This window comes from Desulfobaculum sp. SPO524 (assembly GCF_044987625.1).
GTDB lineage: Bacteria > Desulfobacterota > Desulfovibrionia > Desulfovibrionales > Desulfovibrionaceae > Desulfobaculum.
The window spans coordinates 711189-730304 of record NZ_JBJDSB010000001.1; the positions used below are offsets into that span (position 1 = coordinate 711189).

The 19116-nt window shown below is 62.6% G+C and carries 17 protein-coding genes; 11 read left to right on the forward strand and 6 right to left on the reverse strand.

What is annotated here, in order from left to right; genetic code table 11:
* Positions 1-5 precede the first annotated feature (5 nt).
* Positions 6-2015 (forward strand): ATP-binding protein, encoded by a 2010-nt coding sequence (locus tag ACI3L3_RS02990; protein WP_404843611.1) that lies wholly within the window; start codon positions 6-8, stop codon positions 2013-2015.
* A 141-nt stretch (positions 2016-2156) separates the two neighbouring features.
* On the opposite strand, the gene ACI3L3_RS02995 is transcribed toward ACI3L3_RS02990, so the two are convergent.
* Positions 2157-4064, reverse strand: a complete 1908-nt coding sequence (locus ACI3L3_RS02995) for a molybdopterin-dependent oxidoreductase (protein WP_404843612.1) — start codon at positions 4062-4064, stop codon at positions 2157-2159.
* Between the two features lie 90 nt (positions 4065-4154).
* On the opposite strand from ACI3L3_RS02995, the gene ACI3L3_RS03000 reads away from it, so the two are divergent.
* Positions 4155-4778: a YigZ family protein gene (locus tag ACI3L3_RS03000; protein WP_404843613.1), complete on the forward strand. Its 624-nt coding sequence runs from the start codon at positions 4155-4157 to the stop codon at positions 4776-4778.
* 503 nt (positions 4779-5281) lie between these two features.
* Here ACI3L3_RS03000 and gap read toward each other — a convergent pair.
* From gap to surE, 3 genes are all read right to left on the reverse strand, one after another.
* A complete protein-coding gene (gene gap, locus ACI3L3_RS03005; RefSeq protein WP_404843614.1) occupies positions 5282-6283 on the reverse strand; it encodes a type I glyceraldehyde-3-phosphate dehydrogenase in 1002 nt (333 codons plus the stop codon).
* An 18-nt stretch (positions 6284-6301) separates the two neighbouring features.
* Entirely contained in the window at positions 6302-7225 is a 924-nt protein-coding gene (gene fba, locus ACI3L3_RS03010) for a class II fructose-1,6-bisphosphate aldolase (RefSeq protein WP_404843615.1), read from the reverse strand.
* Between the two features lie 193 nt (positions 7226-7418).
* On the reverse strand, positions 7419-8177 hold the full coding sequence (gene surE / locus ACI3L3_RS03015) for a 5'/3'-nucleotidase SurE (RefSeq protein WP_404843616.1): 759 nt from the start codon (positions 8175-8177) through the stop codon (positions 7419-7421).
* Between the two features lie 397 nt (positions 8178-8574).
* Between surE and ACI3L3_RS03020 the strand changes: the two genes are divergently transcribed.
* The 9 genes from ACI3L3_RS03020 to ACI3L3_RS03060 all read left to right on the forward strand — a co-directional run bounded on the left by ACI3L3_RS03020 (position 8575) and on the right by ACI3L3_RS03060 (position 15563).
* Positions 8575-9606 carry a 3'-5' exoribonuclease YhaM family protein gene (locus ACI3L3_RS03020; protein ID WP_404843617.1) on the forward strand — a complete coding sequence of 344 codons (1032 nt, stop codon included), beginning with the start codon at positions 8575-8577 and terminating at the stop codon, positions 9604-9606.
* Positions 9582-10247, forward strand: a complete 666-nt coding sequence (gene tmk / locus ACI3L3_RS03025) for a dTMP kinase (RefSeq protein WP_404843618.1) — start codon at positions 9582-9584, stop codon at positions 10245-10247. The genes ACI3L3_RS03020 and tmk overlap by 25 nt, the downstream gene beginning before the upstream one ends.
* A gap of 90 nt (positions 10248-10337) precedes the next feature.
* Complete coding sequence (locus tag ACI3L3_RS03030; RefSeq protein ID WP_404843619.1) at positions 10338-11111, forward strand: glycosyltransferase family 2 protein; 774 nt, start codon at positions 10338-10340, stop codon at positions 11109-11111.
* A gap of 337 nt (positions 11112-11448) precedes the next feature.
* Positions 11449-12264 carry an amino acid ABC transporter permease gene (locus ACI3L3_RS03035; RefSeq protein ID WP_404843620.1) on the forward strand — a complete coding sequence of 272 codons (816 nt, stop codon included), beginning with the start codon at positions 11449-11451 and terminating at the stop codon, positions 12262-12264.
* A 46-nt stretch (positions 12265-12310) separates the two neighbouring features.
* Positions 12311-13036 (forward strand): amino acid ABC transporter ATP-binding protein, encoded by a 726-nt coding sequence (locus ACI3L3_RS03040; RefSeq protein ID WP_404844111.1) that lies wholly within the window; start codon positions 12311-12313, stop codon positions 13034-13036.
* Positions 13037-13068: 32 nt separating this feature from the next.
* Positions 13069-13902 (forward strand): transporter substrate-binding domain-containing protein, encoded by an 834-nt coding sequence (locus tag ACI3L3_RS03045; RefSeq protein ID WP_404843621.1) that lies wholly within the window; start codon positions 13069-13071, stop codon positions 13900-13902.
* A gap of 54 nt (positions 13903-13956) precedes the next feature.
* Positions 13957-14841 (forward strand): amino acid ABC transporter permease, encoded by an 885-nt coding sequence (locus ACI3L3_RS03050; RefSeq protein WP_404843622.1) that lies wholly within the window; start codon positions 13957-13959, stop codon positions 14839-14841.
* A 114-nt stretch (positions 14842-14955) separates the two neighbouring features.
* A complete protein-coding gene (locus tag ACI3L3_RS03055; protein ID WP_404843623.1) occupies positions 14956-15210 on the forward strand; it encodes a glutaredoxin family protein in 255 nt (84 codons plus the stop codon).
* Between the two features lie 2 nt (positions 15211-15212).
* Positions 15213-15563, forward strand: a complete 351-nt coding sequence (locus ACI3L3_RS03060) for a ferredoxin-thioredoxin reductase catalytic domain-containing protein (protein ID WP_404843624.1) — start codon at positions 15213-15215, stop codon at positions 15561-15563.
* Between the two features lie 212 nt (positions 15564-15775).
* Here the strand turns inward: ACI3L3_RS03060 and ACI3L3_RS03065 are convergent, their stop codons facing one another.
* Positions 15776-17242, reverse strand: coding sequence for a sigma-54-dependent transcriptional regulator (locus tag ACI3L3_RS03065; protein ID WP_404843625.1), 1467 nt, complete (start codon positions 17240-17242; stop codon positions 15776-15778).
* Complete coding sequence (locus tag ACI3L3_RS03070; RefSeq protein WP_404843626.1) at positions 17235-19037, reverse strand: nitrogen regulation protein NR(II); 1803 nt, start codon at positions 19035-19037, stop codon at positions 17235-17237. The genes ACI3L3_RS03065 and ACI3L3_RS03070 overlap by 8 nt, the downstream gene beginning before the upstream one ends.
* Positions 19038-19116 lie beyond the last annotated feature (79 nt).

Consider the following 19116-nt stretch of genomic DNA (forward strand, 5'->3'; position numbering starts at 1 on the left):
AATCCATGCGGCTGACGTTAAAGAACAAACTCAACATCACCATCGCCGCCACCGTGGTCTTCATCGCTGTGGTCTCCACAGCCGTGCTCACCGACCTCAACAACAAACGCATCGCCACCACCATCGAAAACGTCACCCTGCTGCTGGAAACCCTCGTCCAACGCGATTTGGAACCCCTCGCCAACGAACTTTTTGAAGGCCGCATCCGGGCGCTGGACCTGCGCATCAACCAAATTCTCGAAGTACCTGGAATGCTGGAGGTCTCCATCTTCGATGCATCCGGGCAACTTCTTGTCAGCACGCACCAACCCGAACGCAGCGGCGTGAACAAGCTGCCCGCCGAGGACCTTATCAAGGTCCAAAACAGCGCCTTCACCCGCCGCACGCAGTGGCAGGACACCAGCGCGTTATACTTTGCGCGCGACATCCGCATCATTGGCACCAGCCTTGGCGTCATTGCGCTCACCTACTCCCTGCAGGAGGTGGAAACCGCCCTTGCCGCCGCGCACCGCAACATCCTGCTCCTCATCTCCGGCATATTGGTTGTGATGGTTATCGTCCTCAACCTCAGCATGATCCGCACCATCATCCACCCCATCCACGACCTGCGCGACGCCATTGACGAGATGCGCCGGGGGGACTTTAGCCACCGTGTCGCCATCACCAGCAACGATGAAATCGGCGAGCTGGGCACGGCGTTTAACCATATGTCCGACCAGCTTGCGGCCTCGTACGAGGAAATCGACGCCAAAAACTCCGAACTGCGCGAGCGCAACGCCGCCCTGCGTAACGAAATAGCCGACCGCCGCAAGGCCGAGCAGGAAGCAAAACGCCTGCAACAGCGCCTGACCAGCGTCTTCGACTCCATGCCCTCCATCCTCGTCAGCGTGACGCCAGAGGGCGTCGTCAACCAGTGGAACCGCCGCGCCACGGACGACACAGGCCTCTCCCCCATGCAGGCCATCGGCTCCCCCCTTGCCGACGTACTCCCCCGCCTTGCGCCGGAGATGAGCAACGTCCTTGCCGCCATCAACGAAGGTTCGCCCTATGTCATGCGCCGTCGCCCTCACACCGTGGATGGCGAAGAATGCTACGAGGATGTCGCCATCTATCCCTTGCTCTCCAGCCGCGAGGCCGGCGCGGTCATCCGCGTGGACGACGTCACAGACCGCGTCCGCATTGAGGAAATGATGATCCAGACGGAGAAGATGCTCTCCGTTGGCGGCTTGGCCGCAGGCATGGCGCACGAAATCAACAATCCCCTTGGGGCCATCCTCCAAGGCGTGCAAAACGTCGAGCGCCGCCTATCGCCGGACCTGCCCGCCAACATCCGTGCGGCGGACGAATCCGGAACCACGCTGGACACCGTGCGCGAGTATATGGAACGCCGCAAAATCTTCCGCATGCTCACCGGCATCCGCGATGCAGGAAAGCGCGCCGCGCGCATCGTCTCCAACATGCTGGACTTTAGCCACAAGAGCGAATCGCGCATGCTCCCCACACGGCTGGAGGACATCGTTGCCGACACCATCGAGCTTGCCGCCAACGACTACGACATGAAGAAGAAGTACGACTTCCGCAAAGTGGACATCGTGCGCGAGCACGCCGACGGCCTGCCTGAGGTGGTCTGCATCCGCACCGAAATCGAGCAGGTTCTGCTGAACATTCTCCGCAATGCCACCCAGGCCATGGCCATCCACGGCACCAACGGCGCGCCGCCCCAAATTACCGTGCGCACCAAAAAGGAACGCACCATGGCCGTTATAGAAATAGAGGACAACGGCCCCGGCATGGACGCCGCCCTGCAAAAGCGCATCTTTGAACCGTTCTACACGACCAAGCCGCCGGGAGTGGGCACAGGCCTTGGCCTGTCCGTGTCGTACTTCATCATCACCCAGAACCACGGCGGCGAATTCCACGTGCGCTCCGAGCCAGGCCACGGCGCGTGCTTCATCATCCGTCTGCCCCTTGGCGAACGCCAAACCGGCGAAGGCAACCTTGCCCACCGGGCCTAGCCCGTCCCCTGCATCGGCGCGCCTCTTCATATCTTGAATCTTGTGTCGACTTGACGCGCCGCCCTGTCCCAGCAAAGAGGGCGGCCCCTCCCGCAGGAAGGACCGCCCTTTGGCATCACCGTACGGCGGAGCCGCGCCGCGCTAATTCTCCAGCCGCACGCGTTGGCTGTAGTAGGCCGTGCCGCCGCCAAGGTCGGTTTCACTCGGCGTAATAAGCGGATTCAGGCACCGCTGGTGGCGCATCCAGCCGCCGCGACGCACCACAATCACCCCCGGATGCAGGCTTTCATCCAGCCGCACGCGCACGGCCACGCGGCCACGCGCCGTGGCCACGTACACCTGCCGCTCCAGATCCAGCCCCCGCAGTTCCGGACTCTGCGGCGAGACGAACGCTTCCGGAGCTTCCGGGTCCTCGTCAAAGGGAATCTGTGAGTGGATGGCGCGCTTGCTGACCAGCGTCAGCAACTGGCTGGGGTACGCCGCGTCCGCCTCCGGTTCCTCGTGCAGATGCTCGGGGAAGCGGTACAGGCCGTCCGCGTGGCTGAACTCCAGCCCCTCAAACGCGACCCTGGGCCACTGCCCTTCAACAAAGCCGCGCTCACGCAACGTCTCCGGCGTCACACCAAGAGAAGGCGAATCCAGCGCCGTTTTCAGAACCTCTTCCGGGTCCGGCAGGTGGATGGGCTGCTCCAACCTGCGGCCAAGCTCGGCATAGATGTCCCAGTCGCACCGCGCCTCTCCCGGCGGGTCAAAGCATTTGGCCGACCAGTTCACGTAGTTGTGCATGGACGAGCCAACCACGTCCTCGCGCTCCATCATCAGCGCGCACGGCAGAATCACATCCGCCCGCAGCGCCGTGTCCGTAAAGAACGACTCCACCACAACAACAAACCCGCACTTGCCGAACGCTTCCTCAAGGATGTCGCCAGCCGGAATCTGGTTCACGGGGTTCATGCCGTCCACCCATATCATTTCCACAGGCGGGTCCGCCCGCAGGATGGCGCGGCCAAGGTCGTGGATGGGCAGATTACGCGATGGGGTTCCCGCGTCCTTCGCCCACTTCACAAAATTTCTGCTGGAGGAAATGCCATAGTAGCTCCCGCCCCCGGACACGCCGATATTCCCCGAGAGCAAGGCTACCGCGTTAATAAACCGCACATTCTCGCCGCCGTGCACGTAGCGCTGCAGGCCCCAGCCGATCAGCATTGCCGTGGGTCCGTCCTCCGCATACCACCGCAGCAGCTCCGCGTAGTCGCTGGGCGTAACTTCGCACCGCGCCAGCAATTCCGCCACGGTCCAGCGCTCCAGCCCGCGCGACAGGGCGTCCAGATTGGCGCACCGGCGCGCCACCGCCGCGTCCACGCCCTGCTCCATCAGCCCCTTGCACAGCGCCGCCGCAAGGAAGCGGTCCGTCCCCGGACGGATGCGCACCAACGCATCAGAAAAATCCGCGTTGCCATCGCCGCCCGGTGAAATGGTCAGCACCTGCGCGCCGCCCTTTTTCGCCTGACGTACCAACGCCGCCAGGTGCACCGAACTGCGCGACAAATCACGCCCCCAGTTCACAATGCGCCGGGCACGCAGCAGGTCATCCGGCGCATTCTGCGCCAGCTCGCCAAAGTCCTGCTCGCACGCGGCAATGCCCGCTTCATCACACACAGAACCACTGGTGGCCGACGCCCCAAGCGAGCGGAAAAAATACTTCGATGCATCCGCCAGCACGCCGCGGTAGCCAAAGCCCCGCACATGCAGGATGGATTCCGGCGTTCGCCGCAGCTTATTCACACGCCGGGCAATAAGCGAAAACACTTCATCCCACGTCACAGGCCAATAATTGCCGCCCTCGCGGACCAATGGCTGCGTAATACGCTCGCCGTGCGTCAGGCGCTCGCCAAAGCGCTGCGTTTTGCTGCACATAAAGCCGCGCGTAAAAGGGTGATCAGGATTGCCCCGGAGCCGTATCGCCCCGTCCTCGTCCCGCTGCGCCACAAGAGAACACGTATCGGGACAGTCCAATGTACACGCTGTGATGCATCGTTCGTTCTTCATCCTGCCTCGTTAGCCCAGGTGAGCCGCACTCGTCAAAGCCACACGCGCCGCCGATTGCACTTCCGCGCACATCCCGGTATGCATCCACCCATGTCACAGGAATACGCCATACCCGCCATCCCCCGCCACAGCGCCGAGGATTCCATCAAGCGCAGCCGCTTCATCACCACCATCGCCCACGTGACCACCGTGGACGAAGCCCGCGCCTTCATCGCCGACATCAAAGCTCAACACCCAGACGCCAACCACAACTGCTGGGCCTTCAACGCCGGACCCGCCGGCGACTCCGCCTTCGTTGGCTGCTCCGACGACGGCGAACCCTCCGGCACCGCAGGACGGCCCATGCTGAACGTGCTCATGCACTCCGGCGTCGGCGAAATAGCCGCCGTGGTCACCCGCTACTTCGGCGGCATCAAACTCGGCACCGGCGGCCTCGTACGCGCCTACTCCAGCATGGTGCAACTCGCCCTCGACTCCCTGCCCACAACCCGGCGCTTCGAAGCCCTGCGCCTGTGCATCAGCATCGACTACAAACACATCACCCTCTTCAAACGCGCCCTGCCTACCTTCGAAGCAACCATAGACAACGAAACCTACGCCAGAGACGCCGCCTTCACCCTCACCCTCCCCAAAGACAACGCCCAAGCCCTGCAAGATCACATCACCGAACTCACCGACGGCACAGCCCGGATTCATGAGGTGAAAGAAGAGTAGGAAGAGGGAGAATAAGAGGGCCTCCGGCGGCTTGAGCTCTTAGCTCGTTCGACCTGAAAGGAAGAAGGGGCTTAGAGATCAAGATAGCAGAGCTGCTCAAGGGAATGATTCCCTTGAGAATCCCCAGAATTTTTCGGGCGGAAGCCGCCCGAAAAATAGGGGTGGGCGGGCGGGTCCTTTTGCCTTCTCCCTTTTTCTTCGTACACATCCCCAACAGGGATTCTCACCGCTTGGGCCGAACCACCAACACCCCCCAATACAATCGCCCCCATCCACGCGGACGAGAGCCGTCAGGGGTGACGACCTCCATAGATAAAGGCAACCGGCACGTGCGCACGCAGGATTGTTAAGGACGGTAGTCCTTAACCTGCCAGAGGCAAAAAAAGCCCCTGCCAAACCACCTCCCTCAGCCACATCCCCCACAAGACGCAAAAAAGGGAGACTCCTTTTAAGGAGCCTCCCTTTTGAATTCTCGTTCATTCGCGGCGGTGCGCGGTGACCTTTTACAGGTCTTTGGCGACGCGGCGGATGAAGCGAAGGAGCTGGTTGGAGTAGCCGCCTTCGTTGTCGTACCAGATGATGAGTTTCACCATGCGCTTGTCCATGACGGAGGTCAGCAGGGAGTCGACGATACCGCCGTAGGAGCTGGACACGTAGTCGATGGAGACGAGGGGTTCTTCGGAGAAGCCCATGTTGCCTTTCATGGGGCCTTCAGCGGCGGCCTTGAGGGCGGCGTTGACTTCTTCGACGGTGACGTCCTTTTCCACTTCCACAACGAGGTCCACGAGGGAGACGTTGGGGGTAGGCACGCGCATGGACATGCCGTCGAGCTTGCCCTTGAGTTCAGGGATGACGGCGGTCACGGCCTTGGCGGCACCGGTGGTGGTGGGGATGATGCTCATCCCTGCGGCGCGGGCGCGGCGCAGGTCCTTGTGGGAGCCGTCAAGAATGCGCTGGCTCATGGTGTAGGAGTGGATGGTGGTCATCAGGCCGTGCTTGATGCCGAAGGTGTCATTCAGCACTTTGGTGGCGGGGGCCATGCAGTTGGTGGTGCAGGAGGCGTTGGACAGCACGTTGTGCTGTGCGGGGTCGTAGAGGTCGTCGTTGACGCCGGGCACGACGGTGAGGTCCACGTCCTTGCCGGGGGCACCGATGATGACTTTCTTTGCGCCGCACTTGATGTGTTCGGCGAGACCTTTGCCGTCCTTCACGCGGCCGGTGGTTTCCACGACGATATCAACGTCGCAGTCGCTCCAGGTCCACTCGCCAATGGCGTGGCGGGTGACTTTCACCTGCTGGCCGTCGATGACGAAGCCGTCTTCGTTGGCGACGATTTCACCGTCGTAACGTCCGTGGACGGAGTCGTACTTCAGCAGATGCGCGAGGGACTCGTTGTCTGCGCGGGCGTTGATCATTGCCAGTTCGAGGTTCTCGTCCTTGGCGATGAGGCGGGTAAGAAAACGGCCAATACGGCCAAAACCGTTGATACCGACTTTAACTGCCATTGTATAATCCTTCTCAGCTTAGATGGCGTTGGAAGAGCCGAGCACGTTCTTGATCTTGTGCTGCACCATGTCCTTGACGGCCTGTCGTGCGGCGCCAAGGTACTTGCGGGGGTCGAACACAGCGGGCTGCTCGGTGAGGGTCTTACGGATGACGGCGGTCATGGCAAGGCGGATATCGGTATCGATATTGATCTTGCAGACGCCGTACTTGGCGGCCTTGCGCAGCAGGTCCTCGGGCACGCCCTTGGCGCCGGGGATTTCACCGCCGAAAGCATTGGCCATGTCGAGGTATTCCTGCGGCACGGACGAGGAGCCGTGGAGCACCAGCGGGTACTTGGGCAGCATGTTGGTGATGGTCTCAAGGCGCTCAAAGTCGAGGCGCGGCTCGCCCTTGAACTTGTAGGCGCCGTGGCTGGTGCCGATGGCGATGGCGAGGGAGTCACAGCCCGTGCGCTCAACGAATTCCACAGCCTGATCAGGCTCGGTGTAGACGTTTTCCTCGGAGACGACATGCTCTTCGATGCCGGCCAGACGGCCGAGTTCGGCCTCGACCCACACGCCCTTGTCGTGGGCGTATTCGACAACCTTCTTGGTGACGGCGATGTTCTCCTCAAAGGGCAGATGCGAGCCGTCAATCATCACGGAGGTGAAGCCGCCGTCGATGCAGGCCTTGCAGATATCGAAGTCGGCGCCGTGGTCCAGATGCACGCAGATGGGCAGGTCGGACTCGACAAGCGCGGCCTCGACCAGCTTCATCAGGTACACTTGGCTGGCGTACTTTCGTGCCCCGGCGGAGACCTGGAGAATAAGCGGGGCGCGCTCCTCCTCGGCCGCGGCGATGATGCCCTGAATGATCTCCATGTTGTTCACGTTGAAAGCGCCAACGGCGTGACCACCAGCATACGCCTTCTCGAACATCTCCTTGGGTCCGGTAAGTGGCATGAAGTCCTCCTCGGTATCCTGTTTTGATAAAGATATGGGTAGGGGCAACCGTCTGCTTTTTCTGACATTTTTCACGTGTCAGCAAAGGGACACTGCCCTGCCTTGCGCACTACAAACCCACCCGAACCGGTCTACCGGTCCGGGCGGACTGACTGTGAAACCACTATTATATAGTCCCGTCAGGGGCTTGCTGTCAACGAACGCCAAGGGCATCCAGCTGCTTGAGCAGAGCCTCGTCAGTCAAACGAAATTGCAGGGGCGTCAGGGTGATGTGCCCTTCGCTCAGCTTGCCGCGGTCCGTCTCCGGACCAACGCGCTCGTGGGGGATTTCGCCTTCCAGCCAGTAGTAGGCGCTGCCGCGCGGGTCATGCCGCTCCTGATACCAGTCGCGGTAGGAAGTGCTGGTCTGCGGGCAGAGGACGAGTTCCTTGGCTTCTTCGATGGGGCCTTTGGGCAGATTCAGGTTCAGCAGAACATCCGGCGGCAGGGCGTCCCAGTCGGTACGGCCGATAAAGTCCGCGGCCCACTTGGCCTGCCCGGTCATATCCTGCGGCGTCCAGTCGTCGTAGGACACGGCAATGGCGCGAATGCCTTCCAGCACGCCTTCGGTGGCGGCGCTGACGGTGCCGGAGTAGATGATATCCACGCCAACGTTGCAGCCGCTGTTAATGCCGGAAACCACAAGGTCGGGGCGCTGCCCGCCAAGGAGCGTGGTCAGGCCCAGCTTGACGCAGTCTGCCGGGGTGCCGTAGACGCCAATGCCTTTGAAGCCGTTTTCCCTGAAGTTTTTCACTTTAAGGGGCATGGCGATGGTGATGGCGTGTCCAACGGCGGACTGCTCGGACACGGGGGCCACCACCTGCACGGTGTGCCCGGCATCCAAAAGCGCCTTGTAGATGGCCCGGAGGCCGGGGGCCTGAATGCCGTCGTCGTTGGTAAGAAGAATATTCATGGATTTTTTGGTCGGTTAAACGTGAGCGGATGGTCGCCGGCGCGGCTACGCCGACACATTCCAGCCGACGATAGCCCAAGCGCAGATGACCCGCAACGCCCAAGGGGAAATCCCCTCATCGCGGTGTGAAACGCAGGGTCGGGCGTGGGCCTGAATACGGCAGAAAGCGCGGCGAAAGAGCACTGCCAACGCCACGAGCCACGGCCGCAAAAAACACCAAAAACTCCGGCGCGATGCGCCGCGCGCGGCGGGCGCGCACATTGCGCCCCCGCGGGGACTCTGCTATGCCTCGGTGCTGTGGGGACAGCCGTCCGCCGCAATTGACGATGACGCGGCCGCACTGCCAAAGCGGGGCCGCTCCTTATAGAGAGACACCTTGACACGACAAGACGGAACCATGACCCGAAAGCAGACCTTCGTGCACGACCTCTCCCCCGGTCAGACGGTGGACGACGTGTTCGTCCTGACGGAAGCCCGACTCGGGCAGGCAAAAAACGGTCCCTTCTGGGGCCTGACGCTCGCCGACAACTCCGGAGAGGTTCCCGCCAAGATTTTTTCGCCGCACAGCCAAAACTGTCCGGAACTTGCCGCCGGGATGGTCGTCCGCATCCGCGGGCAGGTCGGCACCTACCGCGACCAACCGCAGGTTGTGGCCGATGCCGTCAAAATCCTCGACCCCGACGCCGAGGGCCTGCGCATTGGCGACTTTATCCCCTCCAGCGAGCGCGAGCCGGAAGACATGCTGGCGGACATTGAGCGCCTGTGCAAACGGCATCTGGAGCACAAGCCGTGGCGCACCCTGTGCCGCAAGGTGCTCACCGCGCCCGAGGTCAAATCGCGCATCATGAAGGCTCCCGGCGCCATCAGCATCCACCACGCCTACGCGGGCGGCCTGCTGGAGCATACCCTTGCCGTATGCAACCTGTGCATGAGCTACTGCGACCTGTACCCCAATCTGGACCGGCAGGTGCTGCTTGCCGCCGCCATTTTCCACGACCTCGGCAAGGCGTGGGAGTACGCAGAAGGTCCCGCGCGCGAGCACACCGACATGGGGCGGCTTCTGGGCCACATCCAGCTAGGGTTGGACGTTCTGGAACCGTTCCTCGTCAAGGCCAAAGACCTTGAGCCGGAGCTGAAGATGCACCTGAAGCATCTCATCCTCAGCCACCATGGAGAGCTGGAATTCGGCTCACCCAAGCGCCCCAAGACTGCCGAGGCCTTTGCCTTGCATTTTGCGGACAACATGGACGCCAAGATGAACACCGTTTCCGGCGCGTTGGAAGACATCCCCGACGGCGAAACCGGCTGGAGCCAGTATCTGCGCGCTCTGTCGCGCCCCGTCTACCGCCCATTTCACACGCCAAAGCCGCGCCCCGAGTGCGACAAAGAGGAAAGCAACCAATTATGTTTGTTACCTTTGAAGGGATAGAAGGCTCCGGCAAGTCCAGCGTCCTGCGCGCCGTCCAGAAGCATTTGGAGGAAACGGGGCGCGAAGTCCTGCTGACCCGCGAACCCGGCGGCAGCCGCATCGGCCGCGAACTGCGCAAACTGCTCCTCGACATCGAGAGCACGGACCTGACCGGCCCGAGCGAGCTGTTTCTCTACCTTGCGGACCGCGCCCAGCATGTCTCTACGGTTATCCGCCCTGCTGTTGAGGCGGGCAAGATTGTCATTTCGGACCGCTACGCCGACTCCACCGTGGCGTATCAGGGCTACGGCCGCGGGCTGGACCCCAAACAGCTGCACAGCTTCAACGATGTGGCCGTCTCCGGCATGTGGCCGGACCTGACCCTGCTCTTCGACTTGCCCGCCGAGGTCGGCCTTGGCCGCGCGGTTTCGCGCAATATGCAGGAACAGAAGTGCGACACCGAGGGCCGCTTTGAAGCCGAAAGCCTGAACTTCCACAACACCGTGCGTGAAGGCTATCTGACGCTGGCCGCCCTGCACCGCAAGCGCTTCCGCATTGTGGATGCCTCGCAGCCGCTGGAGGCCGTGGTGGCCGACGCCATCGCCATCATTGAAGCAAAGCTGGCCGGAGACGACAGCGAAGCCGAGGCCCCGGACTTCTAGCGCCCGCGCGCCCTTGGCCCTGCACGAACACTTTTTCACCGCCCGCCGGCGTGGCACCCCACGCCGGCGCGGCACCCCCCAAAAGCACGCATGAACCAAAACATCACCGGCGTTATCCTGACCTTCAACGGCGAGAAGTGGCTCGCCAAGACCCTTGCCAGCCTCGACTTTTGCGACAGGCTTTTGGTGGTGGACTCCGGCAGTACCGACGCCACCCTCGATATCGCCAAAGCCGCCGGGGCGGACATTCTGCACCGCGACTGGGAAGGGACCATCCCGCAGTTCCGCTTTGCCTTTGAACACGTGGATACGCCGTGGATTATTACCCTTGATCAGGACGAATTTCTTTCGCCGGAGCTGCGCGCCGGTGTCCTCAGCGCCCTGGCCGACCCGCAGGGGGCCGGGGGCTTCTGGTGCCCGCGCCGCTCGTGGTATCTGGACCGCTTCATCATGCACAGCGGCTGGTACCCGGACCGCCTGCTGCGCGTCTTCCGGCTGGACAGCGTGGAAATCCGCGGCATGCTCCCGCACGAGGAGTTCCACCCCACGGCCGCCACGCGCACCCTTGAGGGCGACATCATCCACTACCCCTACGCCGACCTTGCCGAGCATCTGGACAAGATCAACAGCTACACGTCCCTTGCCGCGCGCGAGATGCAGGCCAAGGGACGCCGCGCCGGTGTCGGCACAGCGCTGGCCCATGCCTTTGGCAAATTCCTGAAGCAATACGTCCTCAAGCAGGGCTTCCGCGACGGACGCGCGGGACTGGTGCTGGGCGTGCACGCCTTTATTTACGCCTTCCACAAGTATATGAAATTGGTGGAGCGCTCCTGCCCGCCCACGCCGGACGACCACAGCGGGTAGCTGCCGGGGGACACACGCCCCCGCGTTTGCAAATGCCTCAGGTTCTGCTACGCTGAAAAGCCGATACCGAAAGGATGCCCATCATGCGAACCCGCCAGACACAGCGCTTGCAGTACGCGCGCCAGACATCCGTGGTCTTTTACGGCCCCGGCGGTGAACTGTGCGCCATAGCGGACACGGAGCACTAGCCCATGCCTTCCCCTGCCGCCCTGCTCCGCCCTCTGTCCGCACCGTGTTTGCATGCGCCGCGCCCCGGCGCGTGCGGGCGGCATGCCTTCTCTCTTTCCGCCAGCCTCATGCCCCGCCTGTCCCGGCCACACCGCAGGGAGCCGCAGGCATGACCACGGCCACCCTCACCAGACCAACCATGCGACGCTCCGCCATCGACATCGCCAAATTCCTTGGCCTTGGCGCATTTATCCTGTGGCTTTTGTTCCTTGGCGAGGGCGGGCTAGGATACCAGTGGCAGTGGTACCTTGTGCCGCGCTATCTCTATTCCTTCTCCGGGGGCACCTTCACTCCGGGACCGCTCCTTCAGGGGCTGTGGGTCACGCTGCAGATTACGGGGCTGAGCCTTGGCCTGACCCTCATCTTTGGGCTGACCGCCGCCGTGCTGCGCCTGTCGGACTCCTTTATGGGCCGCGTGGTGGCGCAGGGGTACGTGGAGCTTATCCGCAACACGCCGCTACTCATCCAGCTCTTTTTCATCTATTTCGTCATTGCTCCTGTGCTGGACATCTCGGCCTTTACCGCTGCGGTGCTCACGCTGTCCCTCTTCGAGGGAGCCTATGCATCGGAAATTTTCCGCGCGGGCATCCAGTCCGTGCAGATGGGCCAATGGGAAGCCGCATACAGCCTTGGGCTGTCACGCTTTGACACCTACCGTAAAATCATTCTGCCGCAGGCCATCCGCCGCATTTTGCCACCGCTGACGGGCGTTGCCGTGTCCCTCGTCAAGGACTCCGCCCTCGCCAGCACCATTGCGGTGTACGAGCTGACCCAACAGGGCCAGCTGGTCATTGCGGATTCCTTTTTGACCTTCGAAATCTGGTTCACCGTGGCCGCCATCTATCTGGCCGTCACCATCAGTCTGTCGTGGGTTGCTTCCGTCCTTGAACGCCGGCTCTACAGCGAGGAACCCCATGCTCATTGATACCTCCGCACAATCCACCAAAAGCGGCGCACAGGACGCAGCGCCCATCATCACGGTGGACGGCGTGTCCAAGACCTTCCCCAACGGCGTACGCGCCCTGCAGGGGGTCAGCCTCAGCGTTCTGCGCAGTGAAATGGTCGTCATCATCGGCCCGTCCGGGTCTGGAAAGTCCACCCTGCTGCGCTGCCTCAACGGGCTGGAAGACATTGACGAGGGGCGCATCGTCATTGACGGCATCCCCCTGAACGGCGACCGCAAAAACCGCGACGCCATCCGGCAGGACGTGGGCATGGTCTTTCAGTCCTTTAATCTGTTCCCGCACCTGACGGTGCTGGAGAACGTGAACCTTGCCCAAACCCTTGTCCGCCGCAAATCCGACGCCGATGCCACCCAAACCAGCATGGACCTGCTCACGCGGGTGGGGCTTGGCGACCGGGGCGACAGCTACCCGGCGCAGCTCTCCGGCGGCCAGCAGCAGCGCGTCGCCATTGCCCGCGCCCTGGCCATGCATCCGGGCGTGATGCTCTTTGACGAAGCCACAAGCGCACTGGACCCCGAAATGATCGGCGAGGTGCTTGAAGTCATGCGCGACCTCGCCCGCGAGGGCATGACCATGGTTGTGGTCACGCACGAGATGGGCTTTGCCCGCGAGGTGGGCGACCGCATCATCTTTATGGAGGATGGACGCATTGTGGAGGAGGCCTCCACCGACGTCTTCTTCGATACCCCGCGCGAGGAACGCACCCGCCTGTTCCTCAGCCAAATTCTGTAGTCCGGCACCACATCACCGCAAAGGAGACCCTGATGAACACCCAAGCCAAAAGCATTTGCGCGGTCCTCATGGCCCTTGTCCTTCTGCTGTTTGCCGTGGCGGCACACGCGGGGGATACCTCCCGGCAGCTCACCGAGGAAAGCACCCTGACCACCATCCAAAAGCGCGGCACCCTGCGCGTGGGCATGGACACCTTTGTGCCATGGGCCATGAAGGATAAAACCGGAACATTCATCGGCTTTGAAATCGACGTCGCCCGCCGCCTCGCCAAGGACATGGGCGTGGACGTCGAATTCGTGCCCACCTCGTGGGACGGCATCATCCCCGCCCTGCTGGCCGGCAAGTTCGACCTGCTCATCGGCGGTATGAGCATCCGGCCGGACCGCGCCGTCAAGGTCAACTTCACCATCCCCTACTACAGCACGGGCATGTCCATCGTCGCGCACAAAAAGAACGCGCCGGGCTTCTCCTCCCTTGACGACTTCAACTCCAAGGACATCACCATCGCCGCGCGCAAGGGCACCACGGCAGCCAAGGCCGCCCAAAAATACATGCCCAACGCCCGCATGAAGCTGTTCAACAAAGAGCCACAGGCCGTGCAGGAACTCCTGAACGGCCGCGCCGACGCCTTTGTAAGCATGGCCCCCCTGCCCGCGCAGGAAGCCATCAAGCACCCGGAAAAGCTCTACATGCCCTTTGAGGAGCCGTTCACCAACGAGCCTAACGCCATTGCCGTGCGCAAGGGCGACATCGACATTCTGAACTTCCTCGACAGTTGGATCCGCGTGGTCCGCGCCGAGGGCTGGATTCAGGAGCGCCAGTACTACTGGTTCAACACCATGGACTGGCAGGACCAGCTCCAGTAGCTCTTTCGCGCCGCCGCTTCGGCGGCGGCGCGCCATCCGCACAAAAGCATCACCGTGATTCCAGAAAAATCCACCCGCTTTGGCGTCCTTGACGTTGTTCTGCTGGCGCTTATCGCCGCCGCCGTGGCCTACATGGGCTGGCGCATTGAAACGCGCCTTGACTACGAATGGCACTGGGAGCGCATCGGGCAGTTTCTCTTGCGCCACGACACGCAGGAGGGCTGGGTGCCCGGCCTGCTGACGCAGGGACTGCTCACCACCATCCGCCTCAGCCTGTGGACCATGCTGTTTGCCACCATCATCGGTACGGCCATGGGACTGGCGCGCACCAGCCACAGCCTGTTTTGGCGGCTGACGGGCAAGGTCTACGTGGGCCTTGTGCGCAATACGCCGCCCCTTGTGCTGGTGTTCATCTTTTACTTTTTTCTGTCGGACCAGCTGCTCATGGCGCTGAATGTGGATGGCCTGGTGCGCGGCGCGCCGGACTGGGCGCAGGGCGTCATTGCATTCACCGCCGCCCCGGTGAACCGCTTTTCGGCCTTTTTGTCCGGTCTTATGACCCTTGCGGTGTACGAGGGCGCCTACATCACGGAGCACGTGCGCTCGGGCATCCAATCCGTGGAGCGCGGGCAGTACGAGGCCGCCTACGCCCTTGGGCTGTCGCGCTGGCAGCGCATGCGCCGCGTTATTTTGCCGCAGGCCCTGTCGCGTATAGTGCCGCCGCTGACCGGGCAGTTTATTTCCACCATCAAGGACTCCGCCATCGTCTCCATCATTTCCATTCAGGAGCTGACCTTTCAGGGCATGGAGCTTATGGCCGCCACGTATATGACCTTTGAAACGTGGATTACCGTGACGGTGCTGTACCTGCTGCTGACCAGCGCCTGCTCCGTGCTTGCGGCCAAGGTGGAACGCCGTGCCAGACGCGGACTGGCCTAGCCCGGCGTCCCCCATTGACCTTCCACTTGCAAGCTTTTACACAAGAAGGACAACCTGACATCAACCGCCCCCACGTTGCGACACCGCACACATGCTTCGGGCACGGAGGTTTCAATGGCCAGCCACGTCAAGGTCTACGCGCTTACTACCTGCGTCCACTGCCGAAAAACAAAAGAATTTCTTGATGAATGCGGCGTTGAGTACGACTGCATCCACGTTGACGACCTCAAGGGCGAAGAGCGCACCAAGTGCATCGACGAGGTCCGCAGCCACAACCCCGCCGTCTCCTTTCCCACTATCGTCATCGACGGCGACAAGGTCGTTGTCGGCTTCCGCAAGGACAAGCTCAAAGACCTGCTCGGAGTCTGATCATGGATGCCAAGGAACTTTTCTCCCGCCTCGGGCCCATTCAGGAGGCCAAGGGCTTTTACTTCAACCCGGACATGGACATGACCATGCCCCTGCTGCAAAGCCTGCTGGATAACCGTGACCGCTACGGCTACATGGCCTGTCCGTGCAGATTGGCCAGCGGCGGCTTTGATGCGGACCGCGACATCATCTGTCCCTGCGTCTACCGCGACCCGGATATTGAGGAATACGGCTCGTGCTACTGCGGGCTGTATGTCTCCAAGGCGTGGATTGACGGCGCTCTCCCCCACAAAACCGTGCCCGAACGCCGCCCGCCGGAAAAGCTCCTCGCCGCCCTTGGCGTGGACGACTAGCGGCGCCCACTGCGCAACGCAAAAGCGCCCGGTCCATATGGACCGGGCGCTTTGTTTTGCCGTTTTCCAGCACGGCTTCGGCGCGGCTATCAAAAACCATTCAGGCTGTTCTGGCCATGCAGGCCCCTGTTGCGGGTGGCCTTCACTGCCCGCGCGGCGAGGAAAGACGCAGGGGCAAGAAGCGCCTTCACCTCTGCGCCACAACGCACCTGCTAGGCGCGCCGAGTCAATCCATACTTGCGCAATTTGTATTGCAGGGTGCGGCGGCTGATGCCAAGGGCGTCCGCCGTCTTCTGCCTGTGGCCGCCGTGGGCCTCCAGCGCTTCCACAAGGGCCTGCTTCTCCGCATCGTCTAGGGATGTAGGGCCGGGGCGGCCAAGGCCGGACGCATCGTCCGCAGACCGGGCCGCAGGCTGGGCGGCGTCCATGGCCGCGGTGCTCACTACACCGCGCGTTGCCGGGGATGGCGCGGCAACAGGCTGCATGCCCTCCGGCGTACCACCGGCGCGCACCTGCGGAGGCAGGTCCTCCTCGCGCAGGGAATCGGTGCGCGACAGCACAAGAGCACGCTCAAGGGCGTTTTCCAGCTCGCGCACGTTGCCGGGCCACGCGTAATGCGACAGCACCTCCAGAAAACGGGGGCTGACCTCGCGCATCTGCTTGCGGTTTTTGCGCCCCAGCTTTTCCAGCAGGTGCGCCACAAGCAGCGGCATGTCGTCCATGCGCTCACGCAGCGGGGGAATGCGGATTTCCAGCACGTTCAGGCGGTAGTATAAATCTTCGCGGAAGCGGCCCGCCGCCACCTCGGCGGCAAGGTCGCGGTTGGTGGCGGCAACAATGCGCACGTCCACAGGCACCGCGCCCACCGCGCCAAGGGGTTCCACAATGCGCTCCTGCAGGGCGCGCAGCAGTTTCGCCTGCAGCTCAAGGGGCATCTCGCCTATTTCATCAAGCAGCAGCGTCCCGCCCGAGGCCAACTGAAAACGGCCGGGTTTGTCGCGGGTTGCGCCGGTAAAGGCGCCCTTCACGTAGCCAAAGAGTTCACTCTCCAGCAAATCGCCGGGCAGCGCCGCGCAGTTGACCTTGATAAGCGGACCTTTGGCGCGGGCGCTGACGTCGTGCAGGGCCGCGGCCACCAGTTCCTTGCCGGTGCCGGATTCGCCCATCACAAGGACCGTGGCCTCGGTAGGCCCGGTCTGGGTGATAAGGTCGCGCACGCGCTCCATCTGCGGCGTTTGGCCGATGAAGCCCTCGCTGATGCCCGTCTCCTGCCGCAGTTCGCGGTTTTCGGCCACGAGGCGGGAATAGTCCCACGCCTTATCGAGCACGGCTTTGAGTTCCTCGTTATCCGCGGGTTTGGTCAGATAGTCGAAGGCGCCCTTTTTCATGGCATCAACGGCGGACCCGACGGTCCCGTAGGCCGTCAGCATCACCACCGGCACACCGGGCACGGCGGCGCGGATGGCGCCAAGGGCCTCCAGACCGTCCATACCGGGCATGCGCATGTCCAGCAGGACCACGTCCGGTCCGGCATCGGGCAACATGCCAAGGGCATCCTCGGCGCTTTCGGCCTCCATGACGTGCCAGCCCGCATCGCGCAACACAGCGCCCACAAGCAGGCGAAGAGCCGGCTCGTCATCCACGACGAGAACCCTTCTGGCTTCCCCATATTCACGCATCGTTGTCGACTCCGTCTAAGCGTTCTTCTTCAATGACCAGCGGAAAGCTCAGGCGCACCTCGGTGCCATGCACGCGCTCGTCCGTGGTGGAGACAAGGGACACCTGCCCGCCATGGGCGCGCATGATGCGGTGTACGATGGCGAGTCCAAGCCCCGTCCCCTCCTTGCGGGAGGTAAAAAACGGCTCAAGGGCATGTTCGCGGTCTTCATCGGTCATCCCGTGGCCATTGTCGCGCACCGCCACAATGGTGGCGTTGCCTTCCTGATAAGTGGCAACCTCCACGCGGCCCGTCTCGCCAGAGGCGGCGTCCGGAACGGCGTTGAGGCTATTAATGACAAGGTTCAGCAGCGCCTGCTTCAGCATATCCGGGTCGGCATGTACGGGCGCATCACTCAGCTGGGTGCCAAACTCCGCCCCGCGCAGCTCAAAATCGCGCGACAACAGGTGCCGCAGGTCCGCCGTCAGCTGCTGCATATCCACAGCGGAGCGCTCCGGCGTCCGCGGGCGCGACAAAAACAGCAGGTCCGACACCACTTTGTCCAAACGGTCCGCCTCGCGGACCATGGTATCGGCGTACTGTTCCTCGGGCGATTGGCCGCGCAGCTTGTCCGCAAAGAACTGGGCAAAGCCGCGAAGCGCGCTCAGGGGGTTACGGATTTCATGCGCCAGTCCGGCGGCAAGGCGGCCCACTGCCGCAAGGTGACGCACCTCCACAAGGTCGTCCTCCAGGGCCTTGATTTCCGTTCTGTCGCGCACCAGCACCAAACGCTCGCTGGCTTCGTCCGCGCCGCGCTCCGAGGGCGGAATGGGCAGGCACAGCACCTCAAGGCTGCGCCCCGCGTACTCATACTGCACCCATGTGCGCCCGGAGCCGCACTTGTCCTGCGCGGAAATGTCGCGGCCCCCGGCACTGCGCAGGGGCAGGTCCGTCCACATACGCCCGACAAGGCGCTTTTTGCCCTCCACCTCAAGGATATTCTCCGCCGCCGGGTTGGCGGCGCGGATGAGGCCGTCGTCATCAAGAGTGACAAGGCCGTCGGGCATGGTGTCCAGCAGGCGGGAGTGGAAGCGCTCCAAGCGGTTCAGACGGCGCCCCTGGTCGCGGCGGCGCAGGTAGGCAATGGCCAGCCCCCACAAAAAGAGGGCCACCAGCAGCACATACAGCGTCTGGTACATGGCCGTGGAGCGAAATTTCTTAAACTGCTGCAAGTGGCGCGTGGCATCCAGTCCCACAACGAGGTACGGCACGCCAACACCGGTTGTGCCCATGCCGGAATCCATCTCGCACAACTGGCCAAGGCCGCGGCGCGAGCGCAGGGCCGCCACGAAAATATTGCGTTTGTCTCCGGAATAGAAGGCCTGCCACTCGCCGGTGGATTGCAGCACATCCCACCCGTGGCCGGGAATCTCCGGATAATTGAGGCCCTCCGCGCCAACGGACAGCAGCATGCGTCCATTTTGGGCGTACAGGGACAAGAACTCCACCTCGCTCTGATTCACGAGGTCGGAAAGCATCTCCACCACCTGCGGCTTAATGCTGGGCAGGGGCTGTTGCTGCTGCATCATGCCGCGCATGCCGTGCCGCCTGTGCCCGCGCATCTCGCGCATAAGGCTTGTCTCAATCCCGCGCAGAATCACGCGGGAGGACAAAAACATGTGTTCATTGATGGTTTCGCGCTGCTGGCGAAGGTTGTGCCACGTGACGTAGCTGATGCCGAGACCAAGCACCACAAGGGCGATGGCGGCGACGAGGAGGGGATTCGAATCCTTGTTTGACCGGAGACCAAGTTCCATTGGGTCATCCTGTAATAACAACCCCGGGGCCAGTCTATACCGACCCCGGGGACGCTATGAGGAGGGGCTGTAATGTTGT